General features: G+C 67.8%; 21 protein-coding genes. 15 read left to right on the forward strand and 6 right to left on the reverse strand.

The genetic code is table 11. The features are described 5' to 3' along the window. Positions 1-174: 174 nt before the first annotated feature. On the reverse strand, positions 175-723 hold the full coding sequence (locus tag IPM20_00920; protein ID MBK9130194.1) for a glycine zipper 2TM domain-containing protein: 549 nt from the start codon (positions 721-723) through the stop codon (positions 175-177). A 140-nt stretch (positions 724-863) separates the two neighbouring features. Here IPM20_00920 and IPM20_00925 point away from each other — a divergent pair, with 140 nt between their 5' ends. The 5 genes from IPM20_00925 (at position 864) to IPM20_00945 (ending at position 7,122) form a co-directional block, all read left to right on the forward strand. Continuing rightward, positions 864-2,150: a citrate synthase gene (locus tag IPM20_00925; protein ID MBK9130195.1), complete on the forward strand. Its 1,287-nt coding sequence runs from the start codon at positions 864-866 to the stop codon at positions 2,148-2,150. A 540-nt stretch (positions 2,151-2,690) separates the two neighbouring features. After that, positions 2,691-3,914 (forward strand): efflux RND transporter periplasmic adaptor subunit, encoded by a 1,224-nt coding sequence (locus IPM20_00930; protein MBK9130196.1) that lies wholly within the window; start codon positions 2,691-2,693, stop codon positions 3,912-3,914. Between the two features lie 24 nt (positions 3,915-3,938). After that, positions 3,939-4,628 carry an ABC transporter ATP-binding protein gene (locus tag IPM20_00935; GenBank protein MBK9130197.1) on the forward strand — a complete coding sequence of 230 codons (690 nt, stop codon included), beginning with the start codon at positions 3,939-3,941 and terminating at the stop codon, positions 4,626-4,628. 9 nt (positions 4,629-4,637) lie between these two features. Further along, entirely contained in the window at positions 4,638-5,798 is a 1,161-nt protein-coding gene (locus IPM20_00940) for an FtsX-like permease family protein (protein MBK9130198.1), read from the forward strand. A 10-nt stretch (positions 5,799-5,808) separates the two neighbouring features. Then, positions 5,809-7,122 carry an ABC transporter permease gene (locus IPM20_00945; GenBank protein MBK9130199.1) on the forward strand — a complete coding sequence of 438 codons (1,314 nt, stop codon included), beginning with the start codon at positions 5,809-5,811 and terminating at the stop codon, positions 7,120-7,122. 216 nt (positions 7,123-7,338) lie between these two features. Here the strand turns inward: IPM20_00945 and IPM20_00950 are convergent, their stop codons facing one another. Beyond that, positions 7,339-8,541 carry a methionine adenosyltransferase gene (locus IPM20_00950; GenBank protein MBK9130200.1) on the reverse strand — a complete coding sequence of 401 codons (1,203 nt, stop codon included), beginning with the start codon at positions 8,539-8,541 and terminating at the stop codon, positions 7,339-7,341. Between the two features lie 215 nt (positions 8,542-8,756). On the opposite strand from IPM20_00950, the gene IPM20_00955 reads away from it, so the two are divergent. Together IPM20_00955 and IPM20_00960 are read left to right on the forward strand one after the other, a co-directional pair. Beyond that, positions 8,757-9,248 (forward strand): peptidylprolyl isomerase, encoded by a 492-nt coding sequence (locus IPM20_00955; protein ID MBK9130201.1) that lies wholly within the window; start codon positions 8,757-8,759, stop codon positions 9,246-9,248. 59 nt (positions 9,249-9,307) lie between these two features. Continuing rightward, positions 9,308-10,192 (forward strand): fumarylacetoacetate hydrolase family protein, encoded by an 885-nt coding sequence (locus IPM20_00960; GenBank protein ID MBK9130202.1) that lies wholly within the window; start codon positions 9,308-9,310, stop codon positions 10,190-10,192. A 181-nt stretch (positions 10,193-10,373) separates the two neighbouring features. Here IPM20_00960 and IPM20_00965 read toward each other — a convergent pair whose 3' ends face one another. After that, on the reverse strand, positions 10,374-11,834 hold the full coding sequence (locus IPM20_00965) for a deoxyribodipyrimidine photo-lyase (GenBank protein MBK9130203.1): 1,461 nt from the start codon (positions 11,832-11,834) through the stop codon (positions 10,374-10,376). Between the two features lie 14 nt (positions 11,835-11,848). Beyond that, a complete protein-coding gene (locus tag IPM20_00970) occupies positions 11,849-12,277 on the reverse strand; it encodes a DUF3592 domain-containing protein (GenBank protein ID MBK9130204.1) in 429 nt (142 codons plus the stop codon). 74 nt (positions 12,278-12,351) lie between these two features. Here IPM20_00970 and IPM20_00975 point away from each other — a divergent pair, with 74 nt between their 5' ends. Together IPM20_00975 and IPM20_00980 are read left to right on the forward strand one after the other, a co-directional pair. Beyond that, positions 12,352-12,861: a DUF615 domain-containing protein gene (locus IPM20_00975; GenBank protein MBK9130205.1), complete on the forward strand. Its 510-nt coding sequence runs from the start codon at positions 12,352-12,354 to the stop codon at positions 12,859-12,861. After that, a complete protein-coding gene (locus tag IPM20_00980) occupies positions 12,858-13,157 on the forward strand; it encodes a SemiSWEET transporter (GenBank protein MBK9130206.1) in 300 nt (99 codons plus the stop codon). The genes IPM20_00975 and IPM20_00980 overlap by 4 nt, the downstream gene beginning before the upstream one ends. A 95-nt stretch (positions 13,158-13,252) precedes the next feature. Here the strand turns inward: IPM20_00980 and IPM20_00985 are convergent, their stop codons facing one another. Continuing rightward, positions 13,253-13,618, reverse strand: coding sequence for a hypothetical protein (locus IPM20_00985; protein MBK9130207.1), 366 nt, complete (start codon positions 13,616-13,618; stop codon positions 13,253-13,255). A 148-nt stretch (positions 13,619-13,766) separates the two neighbouring features. Here IPM20_00985 and IPM20_00990 point away from each other — a divergent pair, with 148 nt between their 5' ends. The 4 genes from IPM20_00990 (at position 13,767) to tmpT (ending at position 16,298) form a co-directional block, all read left to right on the forward strand. Continuing rightward, complete coding sequence (locus IPM20_00990; GenBank protein MBK9130208.1) at positions 13,767-14,273, forward strand: DUF1993 domain-containing protein; 507 nt, start codon at positions 13,767-13,769, stop codon at positions 14,271-14,273. Between the two features lie 68 nt (positions 14,274-14,341). Beyond that, entirely contained in the window at positions 14,342-14,743 is a 402-nt protein-coding gene (locus IPM20_00995) for a GFA family protein (protein MBK9130209.1), read from the forward strand. A 186-nt stretch (positions 14,744-14,929) separates the two neighbouring features. After that, positions 14,930-15,637 carry a disulfide bond formation protein DsbA gene (locus IPM20_01000; GenBank protein ID MBK9130210.1) on the forward strand — a complete coding sequence of 236 codons (708 nt, stop codon included), beginning with the start codon at positions 14,930-14,932 and terminating at the stop codon, positions 15,635-15,637. Positions 15,638-15,650: 13 nt separating this feature from the next. Next, entirely contained in the window at positions 15,651-16,298 is a 648-nt protein-coding gene (tmpT, locus tag IPM20_01005) for a thiopurine S-methyltransferase (protein ID MBK9130211.1), read from the forward strand. Here tmpT and IPM20_01010 read toward each other — a convergent pair. Further along, positions 16,288-16,704, reverse strand: a complete 417-nt coding sequence (locus IPM20_01010; protein MBK9130212.1) for a hypothetical protein — start codon at positions 16,702-16,704, stop codon at positions 16,288-16,290. The two genes, tmpT and IPM20_01010, sit on opposite strands and share 11 nt — an antisense overlap. Positions 16,705-16,833: 129 nt before the next feature. On the opposite strand from IPM20_01010, the gene IPM20_01015 reads away from it, so the two are divergent. Together IPM20_01015 and IPM20_01020 are read left to right on the forward strand one after the other, a co-directional pair. Then, positions 16,834-17,148 carry a pyrimidine/purine nucleoside phosphorylase gene (locus tag IPM20_01015; protein ID MBK9130213.1) on the forward strand — a complete coding sequence of 105 codons (315 nt, stop codon included), beginning with the start codon at positions 16,834-16,836 and terminating at the stop codon, positions 17,146-17,148. Between the two features lie 12 nt (positions 17,149-17,160). Beyond that, positions 17,161-18,624, forward strand: a complete 1,464-nt coding sequence (locus IPM20_01020; protein ID MBK9130214.1) for a DUF853 family protein — start codon at positions 17,161-17,163, stop codon at positions 18,622-18,624. Positions 18,625-18,675 lie beyond the last annotated feature (51 nt).

Raw genomic sequence — 18,675 nt, forward strand, 5'->3', positions numbered from 1 at the left:
TCCGGGCTACGATTCCTTTTCCGGCCGTGTCGGCGATCAGCGCGTAATCCCGGTATCACATGCAGTCTGGATAAATCATGTAGCCCGGATACAGGCGCGGAGCGCCGGCATCCGGGGGCCCGGCCATCCCCGGATGTTGCTGCCCTCCATCCGGGCCACGATTCGATCCTTCGCTTAATCCCTGGACCGGTACTTGTGCGTACCCGGATCATGGTGCGTCCGCGTGCCGTGCGGCTCGTCGCGATGGCGGTAGGTCACGCGGTAGGCTTCGGTGCGGTGTTCCACCCGCGTGCGATGCACGATGCGGCAGCGTTCCTCATGGACGGTCGCGTAGCTCACCGGTGTCCCGCCCTGCGCGGCGTCGCGCGCGATCGAGGAGCCGATCAGTGCGCCGAGCAGGGTGGCGGCGTCCCGGCCGGATCCGGCGCCGATCTGATGACCGAGCGCGCCGCCGATGATGCCGCCGACGATCATCGGCCCCACGACGTCGCGGCGCGGGTGGTCATGCGTCGGGTAACGGGTTTCCTCCAGGCGGCACTCACGCATCGGTGCGCGCACGACAATCTCCCGGATGACGGGTTCGACGCGGACGACGCGCGCGTAGCCGTCGTGCCCGCGGTGTTGCGGACGATGGCCATCTTGCCGTGCATGATCGGCGTAGGCGGTGGGCGCCAGCATCAGCGTCAGGATGGCCAGGCCGGTGGTGGGGGTCAGCGTGTTCATGTGCGTCTCCTTGCCAGTGGGTTCGATGTCATCCTGGCACGCGCATGCTGAACCGGGGCTGAACGCGCGCGGATTTTCCGGAAGCCCGCGCAAGTGTGCTAGATTATGTTTTCTTAAGCAGCGCTGATTGGGGTAAGGTCATGACGGAAAAGGCCATTCTGACGGTCAAGGACAAGCAGATCGAACTCCCGCTCGTCACGGGGTCGGAAGGCCGGCCCGCCGTCGACGTCTCCCAGTTGCTGGGCCAGACCGGCCTGACCACGTTCGATCCGGCGCTCGCCAACACCGCGGTGTGTCGCAGCGCCATCACCTACATCGACGGTGAGCAGGGCGTGCTGCGCTATCGCGGCATCCCGATCGAGCAGTTCGCGCACAGCCCGAGCTTCGTCGAGGTGGCCTGGCTGCTGATCTTCGGCCATCTGCCGAAGGCGCCCGAACTCGCCTATTTCCGCGAGCGCCTGACCGCGAACGAACTGCTGCACGAGGGACTCAAGAACCAGTTCCACTACATCCCGACGGACGCGCCGCCGATGGCGATCCTGTCCGCCATGGTCAGTAACCTGGCCTGTTTCCACAAGCAGTTTCTCGAGCTGGAGGATGCCGACAAGCTGGTGGAGGCCGCCGCGCGCCTGATCAGCAAGGTGCGCACCATCGCGGCCTTCTCCTACCGCCGCTCGCGCGGCCTGCCGTTCATCTACCCGGATCCGAACCTGCGCTATTGCGCGAACTTCCTCCACATGATGTTCTCGCTGCCGTACCGGCAGTATGTCGCGCCGCCGGAGATCGAGGAGGCGCTGAACCTGATCTTCATCCTGCACGCGGATCACGAACAGAACTGCAGCACGACGGCGGTGCGTGTGGTCGGGTCGGCGCGTGCGAACCTGTTCGCCTCCTGCGCGGCCGGCGTCTCGGCCCTGTGGGGGCCGCTACACGGCGGCGCGAACGTGGAAGTGATCGAGATGCTCGAGCGCATCCACCGCGGCGGCCTGTCGCCCGAGCAGTGCATCCGCGACGCCAAGGACAAGAACAATCCGTTCCGCCTGTACGGTTTCGGCCATCGCGTCTACCGCAATTTCGATCCGCGCGCGCGGATGCTGAAGACGCTGTGCGAGAAGGTGCTGCCGAACCTGCGCTACAAGGATCCGCTGCTCGACATCGCGCGCAAGCTGGAGGACCTCGCGCTGGCCGATCCGTATTTCATCGAGCGCAAGCTCTATCCGAACGTCGACTTCTACAGCGGCATCCTGTTGCGCGGCATGGGCATCCCGACCAATATGTTCACGGTCATCTTCGCCATCGGCCGCCTGCCGGGCTGGGTCGCGCACTGGAAGGAGCAGCACGACGACGCCAACGCCCGCATCATGCGCCCGCGTCAGATCTATACCGGCTCGCCCCAGATCGATTACATCCCCATCGACAGACGCTAGCCGCCGCAGATGCCGGTACGTCCTCCCGCCGGCATGCATCCTCGTTCTACCCCGGGCCGGGCGGCGAGGTCCTGCCCGGCATCGCCCGTCCTGGCTAGTAGCATTGAATTACTCTGCGGAACTGTTTATTGTTAGCGTGTTCTAAGTCAGTGGTATAGCGTCATTTTTTCGTCTTCGATCTTTGTGCTTGTGGGCATACGACAAAAACATGGAACCAATACGAAAGGGAAATTGCTATGCACAATCGAGTTGTCGCATTGATGATCACGCTGATCCCGGCCTGCCTGGTAGGGGCATCGGTTCTCGTGATGCCATACATCTGAGAAGGGGCTAGAACCGGTTCGCGATGCGGACCGCGGGGCGCCGTAACGACGCCCCGAGACAGGAGAGGAGAGGGGCCCCCGGTTGTCCACACAGCCGGGGGCTTTGTGTTTACGGGGGGCGCCGCCGTGAGTGAGATATAATGGCGCACACGCATCCCCCTCATCATCCGCCGCGCGGCGGGCCTGAACCCGCGCCGGCTCCCTGGAACGACATGCCATGAATGATCAGAATCTGCTGGAACAACTGCGCCTGGATCCCGGGCAGCGCGACGGCCGCGGTCGGATGAATCGCCGTTACTGGATCGCGGCCGGCGTCATCGCGCTGGCGGTGCTGGGCGGCATCGCGGCGCTGATGCTGGCCCCGCGTCCCGTGCCGGTCGAGACCGTGACGACGCAGTCGCCCGCCGCGCTCGCGGGCGGCGTCGCGGTGCTGGACGCCACCGGATACGTGACGGCGCGGCGCGAGGCGACCGTATCCTTCAAGATCACCGGCAAGCTCGCCGACGTCCTGATCGAGGAGGGCGACGCGGTGGCGCGGGATCAGATACTGGCGCGGCTCGACGATGTCGACGAGCGCACCCAGGTGGGCCTGGCGCAGGCGCGACTGCGCGCGGTCCAGGCCCAGCTCGGACAGCTCGAGGCCGAGGCCGACCAGGCCGCGCGCGACCTGCAACGCCAGCGGGAACTCAAGGCGCGCGATCTGACGCCGCAGCAGGCGCTGGAGGACGCGCGCACGCGCGTCGCCTCGCTCGATGCCCAGCTCGCCGCCCAGCGCGGCCAGGTGGAGGTCGCCCGTGCCGAGTTGCAGGTCGCACAGGTCAATCTCGACAACACCGTGGTTCACGCGCCCTTCGCCGGCGTCGTGGTCGCGGTCCCGGCCCAGCCCGGCGAAATCGTCTCGCCGATCTCCGCCGGCGGCGGTTTCACCCGCACCGGCATCGCCACCATCGTCGACATGGACTCGCTCGAGATCGAGGTCGACGTGAACGAGGCCTTCATCAACCGCGTGCGTCCCGGCCAGCCGGTCGCGGCGGCGCTGGACGCCTATCCCGACTGGCGCATCCCGGCGCGGGTGATCGCCATCATTCCGACCGCGGACCGCAGCAAGGCGACCGTGAAGGTGCGTGTCGCACTGGAGGAGAAGGACACGCGCATCGTCCCCGATATGGGCGTGCGGGTGACGTTCCTGCAGGAAGGCGGCGCCGACGCCGCGCCGTCCGGCGTGCTGGTCCCGGCCGCGGCGATCGCGCGGCGCGACGGCGCCAGCGTGGTATTCGTGCTCGACGGCGAGCGGGTGCGGCGACTGGAGATTACGCCGGGCCAGGCCTACGGCGACAGGGTGCTGGTCGCGAATGGCCTGAGCGTCGACCAGGTCCTGGTACGCGACCCGCCGGCGGCGCTCGCCGACGGCATGCGGGTCAAGGTCGGGCCGGGCGGCTGAGTCGGGCGGTTCCGGAGAGGACTCATGTCGGCATTGATCGAGATCCGCGACGTCAGCAAGTCCTACGAGCGCGGCCGCCAGCGCATCGAAGTGCTGCATCGCATCGATCTCGACGTGCCCCCGGGGGACTTCCTCGCCCTGATGGGGCCGTCCGGCTCGGGCAAGACGACGCTGCTCAACATGATCGCGGGCATCGATACGCCGAGCGCCGGGAGCATCACTGTCGCGGGCCGGCGCATCGACACCCTTTCCGCCACCGAGCTGGCGCGCTGGCGCGCGGCGCATGTGGGGTTCATCTTCCAGTTCTACAACCTGCTGCCGATGCTGACGGCGCAGAGGAACGTCGAGCTGCCGCTGCTGCTGACGCGATTGAGCGCGGCGCAGCGGCGGCACAACGCGCGCATCGCGCTCGAGCTGGTCGGCCTGGGCGATCGCGTCGGGCACCGCCCCGGCGAGCTGTCGGGCGGGCAGCAGCAGCGCGTCGCCATCGCGCGCGCCATCGTGTCGGATCCGACCCTGCTGGTGTGCGACGAGCCCACCGGCGATCTCGACCGCCACTCGGCCGAGGAAGTGCTGACCCTGCTGCAGCGCCTCAACCGCGAGTACGGCAAGACGATGATCATGGTGACCCACGATCCGCGGGCCGCGGAATACGCCCGGCGCGTGCTGCACCTCGACAAGGGATCGCTGGTCGGGGCGGACGCGTCCGCCTGAGGCGGGACCATGAAGTATCTCCACCTCATCTGGATGGGGCTGCGGCGCAAGAAGGCGCGCACCCTGCTCACGCTGTTGTCGGTGGCGATGGCCTTCGCGCTGTTCGGCCTGCTCGACGCCGTGCGCGTGGCCTTCACCGCGCCGCAGAACCTCGCCGGCATCGACCGCCTGGTGGTGACCTCGCGCTTCTCCATCATCCAGCCGCTGCCCTTCGCGCAGCTCAACCGCATACGGGCGGTGCCCGGCGTGCGCCGCATCGCCTGGGCCAACTGGTTCGGCGGGATCTACCAGGACGCGAAGAACTTCTTTCCGACCATCGCGATCAGCCCGCAGCCCTTTCTCGACATCCATTCCGAGATCGTGCTGCCGGCGGCGCAGCGGCAGGCCTTCGTCTCGACGCGCACCGGCGCGATCGTCGGCGCGGCGCTGGCGGAACGCTTCGGCTGGAAACTCGGCGACCGGATCCCGCTGCAGGCCACCATCTTTCCCACCAGGGACGGCAGCATCGTGTGGACGCTGGATCTGGTCGGCATCTTCCATGCGGCCCAGCCCGAGCTGCGCGGGATGGAGCAGCAGCTGTTCTTCAACTACGCGTACTTCGACGAGGCGCGCGAGTTCGGCCAGGGCACCGTGGGCTGGTACATCGTGCAGGTGGACGACCCGGCGCATGTCGATCGCATCGCGCTGGCCATCGACCGCCTGTTCGCGAATTCCTCCGACGAGACCAAGAGCCAGAGCGAACGCGATTTCCAGCTCTCCTTCGCGAAGCAGATCGGCGACATCGGCCTCATCGTCACCGCGATCATGGGCGCGGTGTTCTTCGCGCTGATCCTGCTCACCGGCAATACCATGGCGCAGGCGATCCGGGACCGCATCCCCGAGCTGGCCGTGCTCAAGACCCTCGGCTTCACCCGTCACCTGATCCTGTTCATCGTGCTGGCGGAGTCGATGCTGCTGCTGGCGCTTGGCGGCGCGGCGGGGCTCGTGCTCGCGCGCCTGAGCCTGCCGGTGCTGAACGCCGCCAGCGGTGGACAGTTCGACCTGCCGATGGCGGCCCAGACCTGGTGGCTGGGGCTGGCGCTGGCCCTGGCGATCGGGATCGCGGTCGGCCTGCCACCCGCGCTGCGGGCGATGCGTCTCGGCATCGTCGACGCGCTGAGCGGACGCTGAGGACGGGGCGATGGGCGCGCTGCGATCATTCCTCCTCGGCGCCGGCATCGCGCTCGCGGCGCTGTGCGCCGTGGTCGCGTGGATGTCGGCGCCGCGCGTGCTGCTCGCGCTGAGCCCGGCATTGGCGGCCTGGCTGTGGTACACGCGCCCCGGCCGCCAGGCACTGGCCATCACCGCGAGTGGCCTGTCCACCATCCCGCAGCGTCTCGGCGGCACCTCGGTGGTCGTGGTCGGTATCGGCGGCGTGGTCGCGGTGCTGGTCGCGCTGCTGTCGATGGCAGCCGGTTTCGAGGCCACGCTGAAGGAATCGGGCAGCGACGACACGGCGATCGTGCTGCGCGCGGGGTCCGAGGCCGAGGTGTCCTCCGGGCTGGAGCGCGCCGACGTGACGCTGGTCGCGCAGGCGCCGGGCGTGGCGCGCGACGCGCGGGAGGTGCCGCTCGCCTCGCCCGAGGTGGTGGTGATCGCCAACGTCCCGCTGCGCTCCTCCGGGACCGACGCGAACGTGGTGGTGCGCGGCGTGGGGCCGGGCGCGTGGCAGGTGCGCCCGCAGGTGCGGCTGATCTCCGGCCGGCGCTTCGAGCCCGGCCTGCGCGAGCTCGTGGTCGGGCAGGGCGCCCTGCGACGCTTCAGCGGCATCGAGCCCGGCGCCGAGATCCGGCTCAACAACCAGAGCTGGCGCATCGTGGGGGCGTTCGCCTCCGGCGACGCGCACGACTCGGAGCTGTGGGGTGACGCCGAAACCGTTGCCACCGCCTACCGGCGCAACGGCTTCCAGTCGGTGACGCTGCGCCTGGACGGCGCGCAGGGGCTGGAGCGCATGCGCACGGCACTGGGCGACGATCCGCGCCTGAAGGTGGACGTGGAGACCACGCGCGAGTATTACAACAAGCAGTCGGAACAGCTCACCCGGGTGATCCGCGTGCTGGGCACCGGGGTGGCCATCATCATGGCGATCGGCGCGGTGTTCGGCGCGATCAATACCATGTACGCGGCGATCGCCGCGCGCGCGCGTGAGATCGCCACGCTGCGCGCGCTCGGGTTCACCGGCGCGCCGGTGGTAGTGGCGGTGCTGCTGGAGTCGATGCTGCTCGCGCTGGCGGGCGGCGTGCTCGGCGCCGCGATCGCCTACGTCCTGTTCAACGGCTATACCGTCTCGACGCTGGGCGGCAACTTCAGCCAGGTCGTGTTCCAGTTCCAGGTGACGCCGGGGCTGTTGTTACAGGGCCTGCAGTGGGCGCTGGGCATCGGCTTCCTCGGCGGCCTGCTGCCCGCGCTGCGCGCCGCGCGCATCCCGATCACGGTGGCGCTGCGGGAATCTTAGGAAGTGGGGACAGATTTAAATCTGTCCCCACTTCCGATCGATGAGGCCGGGGACGGAATTCAATTCCGTCCCCCATCCTGCACGCAGGTAAGGGGTTCCGCCATTCCCATCTCCAATCGGATTCCGTTGCCCTTCTGACACGCAGGTGGAATTGAATTCCGTCCCCGGTTCCATCCATGGGGACAGATTTGAAATCTGTCCCCATGGGTAAGATGCTCAGCACACCGGATACTTGCCTGCGCTGAGCTCCGCGCAGAAGGTGTCCATGCCCGCGAGTGCCTGCTCGATCTTCCGCGCGACCGGCGCGCGCACGTCATCGAGTTCGACGCCATCCTCCAGCAACAGTTGCGCCGAGGCCATCCACGGCCGGTCGACCGGGTCGCCGATGCGGCTCAGCAGCAGCACGTAGGCCTCGCGGATGCCGGCGATGCTTTCCTGGATCTCGCGCGCGAGCCGGTGCGCGAGCACGTTGTAGATCTTGCCGACATGGCTGACCGGGTTCTTGCCCGCCACCGCCTCGGCGCCGAGCGGGCGGTTGAGCGCGATGAGGCCGTTGACGCGGTTGCCGCGCCCGACCTGGCCGGAGTCGGCGTCCTCCGCGGAAGTGCCGAGCAGGCTGAGATAGACGCCGCCCTGGCCCCGGCCGGGTGCGTCGAGCGCGTTGTGCCGGATCGTTATTTCCTTGAAGGCGGTAAAGCGGCGCGCGAATTCCTCCATCGCGTGTCCAATGGTCGCCTTGCGCGCGAAGTATGCCGCCTCACTGTCGATATGCGCGGCCAGCAGCGGCATGGCCACGGTCAGCTCGAGCGCAACGCCGTGGCGCAGGCCCATGACCTTGACGTCCTCGCCGGTCTCGGGAAAGCGCGCCTTGAAACCGGGCGAGTTGAGGTGATGTTCCAGTTCCAGCACCGCGCGTTCGGTCGGGCTCGGCGGCCAGTAGCCGATGGCGGCGGAGGTGTCGTTGGCGGCGCGCACGGCGCCGGGACGCGCGAAGATGTCAGTGAGCTCGGCCGAGCCGGGCGCCAGCATGACGCGGGTGTCGAGATGATGCAGCGGATCGACGTGGCGCAGATGCCGTTTCAGCCAGGCGCGCGCGGTCTCGACGGCGATCTCGGCGACGGGGATCGTTTTGCCGGCCGCGGTGAAGGTGGCGCGGTCGCCGATGGTGAGCTCCATCGGCCGCAGCACCCGTCCGCCGCCGAAGCCCTTGTCCACCTGGCCGGCGGCGAGCAGGCCCTTGTCGATATTGTGGTGCAGTACGGCGCCGAACTCGCGCAGGTATTCCCGGCACAGCGCGACAGAGATCGCCTCCATCATCGAATCGCACAGCGTATCCGGATGTCCCGTCCCCTTGCGCTCGACGACCTCGACGCCGAGGTCGGTGACGGGGCGGCCGCGGAAGGATTCGACGACGATCATCGGGAGATATCCGGCAGGAAACGTAGGCTATACCATACGGCGAACACGGCAGTGAGACAACCAGGCCATGCCACGGGGGACGGCCTTGAAATCCGTCCCCGGACGGGAAGCCGTATTTGCACAAAGTCCCGCGACCCAGTAACGTAGCGGCGGTGCCGCGGCGCGTCCGGCGCGTGGCAGCCGGATCTGATCCAAATCTATCCCTGGAGCTACCCATGCAGATTGAAAAGAACAAGGTCGTCACGTTTCATTACCGGGTCAACGAGTCGGGGCGGGAGACCCTGGAGGATTCGCATGAGGGCGATCCGCTGGTCTACCTGCACGGCTACGATTCGATGATCCCCGGGGTGGAGGAGGCCCTGGCCGGCAAACAGGCCGGCGATCACCTGGAGGTGACGGTGCCGCCGGAGAAGGGTTACGGCGCGCGCAACGACGACGCAGTGCAGCGCATCTCGAAGAGCCATGTGCTGCATGCCGCCAAGGGGACGAAATTCGAACCCGGCATGATGGTGCAGGTCAATACTCCCTACGGACCGCGCTCGGTGATCGTGCTCAAGGTCGGCCTGACCACGCTCGACGTCGACGCCAATCACCCGCTGGCCGGCCGCACGCTGCAGTTCGCGATCGACGTGGTCGACGTGCGCGATGCGACCGAGGAGGAGATCGCGCACGGGCACGCGCACGGGGTCGGCGGGCACGAACACTGAAATCAGGACTCAGGTCAAAGGACTGAGTCGGGCGCACGATCCGCGCCAGGAAGATCGGTATGCATCTCGTGACCTTCATTGAATCCGGCGCCGGGCATATCGGCGTGCTGGACCCGGGGCGCGGCGAGGTGGTGGACCTGGCGCGGGCGGCGCCGGGTTTGCCGCGTGACATGCCGGGCCTGATCGCGCTGGGTGAGGCGGGCCTGCGCGAGGTGCGGAACGCGCTTGCCTCCGGTGTCGCGCGCCTGCCGCTCGCGCGGCTGCGCCTGTGCGCGCCGCTGCGGCCGGTGCGCAATGTCTTCTGCGTGGGCAAGAACTACCGCGATCACGTCAATGAGGTGCGCGCCCAGGGCACGGCCGGCCCGGGGGCGGAGGCGGTACCCGAGGTCCCGATCTTCTTCACCAAGGCCACGTCCAGCGTGATCGGACCCGCTGAGCCGATCCCGGCCAGCCAGGATCCCACCGAGTCCGCCGACTACGAGGGCGAGCTGGCGGTGGTGATCGGGCGCGGCGGCCGCGGCATCGCGCGCGTCGCGGCGTTCGATCACGTGTACGGTTACACCATCCTCAACGACGTCACGTCACGCCGCCTGCAGAAGCGGCACCAGCAGTGGTTCCTGGGCAAGAGCCTCGATGGCTTCTGCCCGCTGGGACCGGCGCTGGTGACGCGCGATGCGATCCCGGACGCGGCCACGCTGCGCATCCTGACCCGGGTCAATGGCGAGCTGCGCCAGGAGGGCGTAGTAGCGGAAATGATCTTCGACATCCCGACCCTGGTCGCGGCGCTGTCGGCCTTCGTCACGCTGCAGCCGGGCGACATTCTCTCCACCGGGACGCCCGCCGGCGTCGGCGCCGGTTCCGCCCCGCCGCGCTTCCTGCGCCCCGGCGACCGCGTCGCCATCACCATCGAACCGATCGGGACGCTGGAGAACCCGGTGGGCTGAGCGCAATCAATCCGATCGGGGACGGATTTCAAATCCGTCCCCAAGCCAACGCATTGCACGCAGGTAAAATTCACTCTTCCCCGATTCTGGATTTGGGCCAAGGTTCTCGTAGCCCGGATAGAGGCGCATAGCGCCGGCATCCGGGAGGGACATCCCCGGATGCCGCTGCGCTTTATCCGGGCTACGAATTGCGTGGGGCAGAATGGAATTCCGTCCCCATGTTTTTATATATCGCCAACGCCTCGGCGCGGCTCGCGGCGAGGTCGACAATCGGGTGGGGGTACGTCCGGCCCAGCGTGATCCCGTGCGCGGCGAGCACGGAGGCGGGCGCGGTCCAGGGCTGGTGGAGGTAGCGCGTCTCCAGCGCGGCCAGCTCCGGCACCCAGCGTCGCACGTACTCACCCTGCGGATCGAACTTCTTCCCCTGCAACACCGGATTGAAGATGCGGAAATACGGCGCCGCGTCGACGCCACAGCCGGCGGTCCACTGCCAGCCCAGGCTGTTGTTGGCGAGGTCGGCGTCGACCAGCGTGTCCCAGAACCAGCGCGCGCCTGCACGCCAGTCCACGCGGCAGTTCTTGGTGAGCAGGGACGCCACCAGCATGCGCACGCGGTTGTGCATCCAGCCGCTGTGCCACAGCTCGCGCATGCCGGCATCGACGATCGGGATCCCGGTCTGCCCGCTTTGCCAGGCCGCGAGGCGCATCGCGTCATCGTGCCAGGGAAAGCGCTCGAAGCGCGGATCCATCGGCGCGTCGCTGGTGTGCGGGAAGTGATGCAGCACGTGACGGGCGAATTCGCGCCAGGCGAGTTCGCGCAGCCAGGTCTCGGCCCCGCGCGCATCGAGCGCGCCGGCGTCCGCGCCGCCGGCAAGCGTCCACCAGGCCTGGCGCGGACTCAGCTCGCCGAAGTGCAGGTGCGGCGACAGCCGCGAGGTGCCGGCCGAGGCGGGGACGTCGCGCGCGCGCGCATAGTCCGCCAGCGCGTCCTGCGCGAACCGGGCGAGTTGTCGTCCGGCCTGGCGCTCGCCCGGCGTCCAGTGGTTGTAGAAGCCGCGATCCCACGGGATCCGCGGCAGCAGCCCGAGCGCCTCCAGTGGCAGGCTCGGGGGCGCATCCGCGGGCAGCGGCAGCGCGTTCGGGGCAGGCAGGGGCGGTGTTGCCGCGTAACGCTCCTGCAGCCGGCGCCAGAACGGCGTGAACACCTTGAACGGAGTGCCGTCGGACTTGAGCATGTGTTCCGGCGGGAGCAGCGTCGCGCCTGCGTGCAGACGCAGTTCGACGCCCGCTGCGGCGAGCCGTTCGTTGACACGGCGGTCGCAGGCGGCGAGGGCCGGCTCGAATCGCCGCAGGGCGTGCACTGCGCCGACATTGTGCGCGGCGCACAGACGGGCGAGGATGTCGGCGCTGTCGCCGCGGGCGATGACGAGACGCGAGCCACGCTCGCGCAGGTCGGCATCGAGTGCCACGAGGCTGTGGTGCAGCCACCAGTTCGAGGCCGCGCCGGGCACCCACGGTGCCGCCGCCCGCGGGTCATGGATATACAGCGGGATCAGGGTCTCCGCCGCGCGCAGGGCCGCCATCAGCGCGGGCTGGTCGGCCAGGCGCAGGTCGTCGCGGAACCAGAGGATGGCGGTCTTCACGGGTCGGGGCGAGTTCAGATCAGCAGCATGGCGAGGCCGAGCAGCGTCGCGGCGGCGCCGAGCCCGAAGATGAGCCAGTCGCCCGCCCCGCCGCCCTGTTCGAGCACGGCGGTGTCCGGCCGCCGGGGATCATAATAGAGCGTGATCCGGCCGCCCACCGGGTAGTTGCGCCGCCAGGACGCGGCCAGCTCGGGCGAGGGCAGTGCTCCGGGCGGGAGTTCCAGGAGGTGGCGATAGGTTTTCCCGTCCACTCGGTAACTGAATACAATATGCGGCAGCAGGTCGTCTTCGCCGCCGCTGGCTTCCGCGGTTTCGACGACGCCTTCCGCGGCCGGCCAGTCGCGCATGGCGCGCGCGCGGACGATCAGGCGCCAGCCCCAGCCGGCGGTGACGAGGCCGCCGACGATGAAGAGACCGATGATGAGCGCGTAGGCGTTGAACATGATGTCCTCCGGGGCGACTCTAGCACAACTGCACCGCCGATCGTTACGGGCGCGCGGACAGGACGGGATGACGGATGAAGCGGGAAGACGACGAGAACGGTAACGCGGGGCGCCCGAACAAATCGCAATTGAAACGCGAGACCGATTCCCTGCGCGCGCTGGCGCAGCGGCTCATCGCGCTTCCGGCGGCGCGACTGGGAAAGCTGCCGCTCGATGACGAGCTGCGCACGGAGTTGCTGGCGGCGCAGGGCTTCGAGCGCGGCGCGCTCGCGCGTCAGCTTCGCTACCTGACCGGACTGCTGCGCGCGGCGGACGCCGCGCAGATCACGCGCGAGCTGGACCGGGTCGATCAGCCGCGGCGCGACGAGGCGCGCGCGTTCCAGCAGGTGGAGCAGTGGCGCGATGCGCTGGTCGCGGGGGATGCCGCCGTGCTGGACGAGCTGGGCGCGCGGTTTCCGGAGATCGAACTCGACCCGCTGAGGCGGCTCGCGGCCGCCGCGCGCGAGGAGCGCGCGCTCGGCAAGCCGTCCCGCTCGGGGCGGCAACTGTTCCGGTATCTGGCCGGACTGCTCGAGGCCTCATGAATCCGGTCGAGCTGATCGGCACCCTGGCCGGCGTCCTGACGACGATCGCCTTCGTGCCGCAGGTGCTGAAGATCTGGCGTTCCGGCACGGCGGAGGATATTTCACTGCTGACCTTCTCGCTCTACAGCGCCGGCCTGCTGCTGTGGACGCTGTACGGCATCGCGCTGGGTTCGTCGCCACTGATGGCGGCGAACGGCATCACCTTTCTGCTGACACTCTCGGTGCTGTTGCTGAAGCTGCGCCATATGCGCAGGAAGCGCCGCACGCTGGCGGCGGCGGGGGAACGGGCGTTATGAATCCGGTGAGGCGTGAGGCGTGAGGTGTAAGGAGTGATGGGTGATGGGTAATGGGTGATTAAACCCGGTCATCACCCATCACCCGTTATCCATTACTATTCTTTGCTGATCTTCGCCTCTTCGACGATGACCGGGTAGGTGTAGCCGGCGCCGAAGTCGCGGTCGATGACCAGGGTGCCGGTGACCGTTACCTCGTCGCCGATCTCGGCGGTGTCCTGGCTGGTGACGGTGAGGTCGTTGCTGCCGTCCGCGCCGGTGCCGTCCTGGATGTGCAGGAAGTTCTTGTTCATGATCCCGTTGTTGACCTTGACGACCTTGCCGTGCACGGCGACCTGCTGGCCGCTGAGGGCGGTCTTCTGCTGATACACCTGCTCCACCGTCTTGCGGTCGCCGGCCGCCTGCGCCGTGGTCAGGGCGAACAGGGCGAGGGCGGTGCACAGGGTCGTGATCATTCGTTGCATGTCGGGCCTCCTGGTTGGGTACATCCTTGTATCACAGTCGGGCGCGGGCGGACAACCGCGGGGCGTCGTCCCCGTGCTATGCTGGCGGGCAGGCGCGCCGTGCGCGCCGCGACGCACAGATGAGCCATGAACTGACGGAGAAACGGCGATGACGATCTCGATGTACCAGGCCTGCGTTCCCCCGCTGACACGCGTACTGACCAACCTCACCGGTATCCTGGAGAAGGCCGCCGCGCACTGCGAGGCGAAGAAGATCGACCCCGCCGTGCTGATCGGCAGCCGGCTCTATCCCGACATGTTCCCCTTTGCGCGCCAGGTGCAGATCGCGACCGACAACGCCAAGGGCAGCGCCGCGCGCCTCGCCGGCATGGACCCGCCGCGCTATGAGGACACCGAGGCCACCTTCCCCGAACTGATCGCGCGCGTGCGCAAGACCGTGGACTTCCTCGCTACCTTCAGGCCCGAACAGATCGACGGCTCGGAAGAGCGTACCATCACGCTCACCATGCGCCACGGTACGCTGACCTTCCCCGGCCAGACCTATCTGCTCACCTACGCGCTGCCAAACGTCTATTTCCACGTCACCACCGCCTACGCGATCCTGCGCCACAACGGCGTCGAGGTCGGGAAGCAGGATTTCCTCGGGAAATTCTGAGGCGGCCCGGGCGTGCGCGCGTGAACTCGGGCGGTGTGTCCGTGTCTGTCGGGCGCCAGGAGGGGAATATGCTGAGAGGCGGTTGTCTGTGCGGGGGAATCCGCTACGAGATCATCGGCCCGGTGGGAACGGCGCTGTATTGTCATTGCTCGATGTGCCGTAAATTTCACGGCACGGCCTTCCGGGCGAGACTCTCCGTCCCCAGATCTTCGTTGCGTTTTATACAGGGAGAGGAGTTATTGACCAGCTATCGCTCCTCCGCGGATACGATCAAGAGGTTCTGCCGGGTATGCGGCTCGGCGATGGTGAATTCCTGGGACCCTGAGCCGGACAACTACGGACTGGCGATGGGGTCGCTGGACGATGATCCCGGAGTGCGTCCGCTGTGCCACATCTTCGTGGACTCGAAGGCGCCATGGTACGAAATCACGGACAACTTGCCGCAGCATCGGAAGTTTCCGGGGTCCTGAAACCGCGTATCCAGGGTCCTCTCTCCGGGCGCTCAGCGGGCGTAGCCCGGATGGAATGAAATGGATCCAGGGTATTGTGAGAATGAACAGAGGTATTCTCGTTAAGGTGATGAGTGGAAAAACGCATGATCCCCGGATTCCGCTGCGCTTCATCCGGGCTACGATGAAAAGGCTTTCAGACTCACCATGAGCGACTCCAGTTCGATCAAGCTGACCTATTTCTCCGACCTGCTGTGTATCTGGGCCTATGTGTCGCAGATACGCGTGGATGAGCTGCGGGCCAATTTCGGCGCGCGCATCGGGTTCGAATACCGCTTCATCCCGGTATTCGGCGCCGTCGCGCACCGGATCGAGACGGGCTGGGCCGCGCGCGGCGGGATGGAGGCGTACGCGGCGCATGTGCACGAGACGGCGAGCCGCTTCCCGCATGTCGAGGTGCATCCGCGCCTGTGGCTGGACGATGCCCCCGTCTCGTCGGCGAGTCCGCACCTGTTCCTGAAGGCGATTCAGCATCTGATCGGTAACGGTATCCTCCCGGCGCGCGGCGCGGGCGAGGCGCCGGGCCGGGACGTGTTCGAGGAACTGATGTGGCGCCTGCGCCTGGCCTTTTTCCGCGACGCGCGCAACATCGCGCGGCAGGACGTCCAGTTCGAACTGGCCGCCGGGCTGGGCCTGCCGCTGGCGCCGATCCGGTCGGTGCTCGAGGACGGCACCGCGATGGCGGAGCTGTGCCGCGACCTCGAACTGTGCAAGGAGCTGTCTGTCGGCGGCAGCCCGACCTACGTGCTGAACGAGGGGCGGCAGAAGCTGTACGGCAACGTCGGTTACAAGGTCATCGCGGCCAACGTGCAGGAGATGCTGCAGCGGCCGGAGGACCAGGCGAGCTGGTGTTGAGGAGGATATCAGTGTGGACGCAGGTTTCTGGCATCGAAAATGGGAAACGAATGACATCGGCTTTCACGGCAGCGAGGCCAATCCGCATCTCGTCCGGCATTTCAGTGCACTCGCGCCGGAGCCGGGCGGCCGGATATTTCTGCCCCTGTGCGGCAAGACGCTCGACATCGCCTGGCTGCGCGCCGGCGGCTATCGCGTCGCCGGGGCCGAGCTGAGCCGGATCGCCATCGAGCAGTTGTTCACGGATCTCGGGGTGGAGCCCGAAGTCATGGAGGTTGGCGCCTTGAGCCGTTACCGCGCCGAGGGCATCGACATCTTCGTCGGTGATATCTTCCAGTTGTCAGGTCAGATGCTCGGTCCGGTTGATGCGGTGTACGACCGGGCGGCGCTGGTGGCACTGCCCGCCGGGATGCGCGGACGCTACGCGGCGCACCTGGCGCAGATCACGGCCGGGGCTCCGCAGTTGCTGGTCTGTTATGAGTACGATCAGTCCCTCGCGGAGGGGCCGCCGTTTTCGGTCAGCGACGAGGAAGTGGGCCGGCACTATCGGAACATTTATGATCTGACCCGGCTCGCCAGCGTGGAGGTCGTCGGCGGACTGAAGGGGAAATGCGCGGCGCGGGAGAACGTCTGGTTGTTGAGAGGCCAGGTCAGCGGCTGATGCCGAAGGCATTGTCCAGCGCCGCGCGCAACGTCTGCTGGTCGCGCACGCTGACCAGCACGCCGCGGCGCGCGCCGTCGGGGCCGAACAGCAGCAGGGCGCTGCCGCCGATCTGCTCGTGCTCCATGAAGGCCTGGCCCGGCGCGGTGTCGATGTCGACGGCGAGGAACTCGATCTGGCCGGCGTAGTCGGCGCGGATATCGTTCATCAGGGTCATCAGGTCCAGGCTCTGGACCGCTTCCTTGTTGTGGGTGAGCACGACCACGTTGGTGCCCTGGCCGATGCGCGAGAGGTCGTCGCTGAAGCCCCTGGGCAGCATCAGGAAGGCGATCACCAGCAGGACGGCGATGATCCCGACGGTGATCAGACGGGAACTCAGGGCGGATCCGGTTTCATGGCGCTGCATGGCGCCATCATAGCCCGTCCCGCCGCGAAAAAGAACGGGGCGTGTATGGATCGGGGAGGCGCACAGGCAGTAAGATACGCCCAGCGGTTTCGACGTGATTCGGATGATCTTGCGACGGGGGAAGGTGTGGTGAGCCAGTTCGACGATGTCAGCGTGGTGAAGAAGGCGAATGTGTATTTCGACGGCCGGTGCGTCTCGCACACGGTGCTGTTCAAGGACGGCGGCCGCAAGAGCGTCGGCGTGATCCTGCCCGGCGCGCCGCTCACCTTCAATACCGGCGCGCCCGAGGTAATGGAGCTGACCGACGGCCGCTGCCGCGTGCGCCTGCCGGGCGCGTCCGACTGGCAGACCTTCGGCGCGGGTCAGTCGTTTAAGGTGGCAGGCAACAGCCGCTTCGACATCGAGGCGCTGGAGACGCTCCACTACGTGTGCCATTTCGGCTGAGCGGGTGCACTCATGAGCGGCGGCGTACGTATCGGCGGACACGCGGGCGGCGTCATCACCCTGCCGCTGCGCATGGCGAACCGCCACGGCCTGATCAGCGGCGCGACCGGCACCGGCAAGACGGTGACGCTGCAGGTCATCGCGGAGGGCTTCGCGCGCGCGGGGGTGCCGGTATTCATGGCCGACGTAAAGGGCGACCTCTCGGGGCTCGCCGCCGCCGGCGTCCCGCACGACAGGATCTCCCGCCGCGTCGCCGATCTCGGCCTGCAGGATTACACGCAGCGCGCCTACCCGACCCTGTTCTGGGATCTGTTCGGCCAGCGCGGCCATCCGGTCCGCGCCACCGTGTCCGACATGGGGCCGCTGCTGCTGGCCAGCCTGCTCGAGCTCAACGATACCCAGACCGGCGTGCTGCACGCGGTGTTCAAGGTCGCCGACGACCAGGGCCTGCTGCTGCTCGACATGAAGGACCTGCGCGCGATGCTGACCTGGGTGGCGGAGCACGCCAAGGATCTGCAGGCGGCGTACGGCAATATGAATACGGTCAGCATCGCCGCCATCCAGCGCAGCCTGCTGGTGCTGGAGCAGCAGGGGGCGGAACAGTTCTTCGGCGAGCCGCAGATCGCCCTGGCCGACCTGATGCAGGCGGATTTCAGCGGCAACGGCGTCATCTCCGTGCTCGACGCCACCGCGCTGATGACGCGCCCGCGCCTGTATGCGATGTTCCTGCTGTGGCTGCTCGCCGAACTGTTCGAGCAGTTGCCGGAGATCGGCGACCCCGACAGGCCGCGCCTGGTGTTCTTCTTCGACGAGGCGCACCTGCTGTTCGACGACGCGCCCAAGGCGCTGGTCGACAAGATCGAGCAGGTGGTGCGCCTGATCCGCTCCAAGGGCGTCGGCGTGTATTTCGTCACCCAGAGCCCGCTCGACATCCCCGAGGACGTGCTGGGTCAACTCGGCAACCGTGTGCAGCACGCGCTGCGCGCCTTCACGCCCAAGGACCAGAAGGCGGTCAAGGCCGCGGCGCAGACCTTCCGCGCCAACGAGGGGCTCGATACCGCCAGGGTCATCACCGAACTGGGGGTGGGCGAGGCGCTGGTCTCGGTGCTGGACGCCGAGGGCCGGCCCACTCCGGTGGAGCGCGCGCTGATCTGTCCGCCGGAGTCGCGTATCGGTCCGCTGACCGACGCGGAGCGCGCCGAGCGGCTGGCGCGTTCCCCGCTCAGGGGGCGTTATGACCAGGTGCTGGACCGGGTTTCCGCCTACGAGGCGCTGAAACAGCGCGCCGACGTCGAGGCGCAGCAGGCGGCGGTCGAGCGCGCGCAGCGCGAGCAGCCGGTGCTCGCGCGGGTCCCGCGCGGGCGGCAGACGCCGGTCGAGGCCATGGCGCAGAGCGCGGCGCGCGCCATCGGCAGTTCGCTCGGGCGCCAGATCGTGCGCGGCGTACTGGGTTCGCTGCTGGGCAAGCGGCGCTAGCCATCGCCGGCGAGGGGACGGACGTGAGTCGGGGGACAGGGGGACAGGTAT

The sequence above is a fragment of the Gammaproteobacteria bacterium genome, assembly GCA_016716465.1.
GTDB lineage: Bacteria > Pseudomonadota > Gammaproteobacteria > SZUA-140 > SZUA-140 > JADJWH01.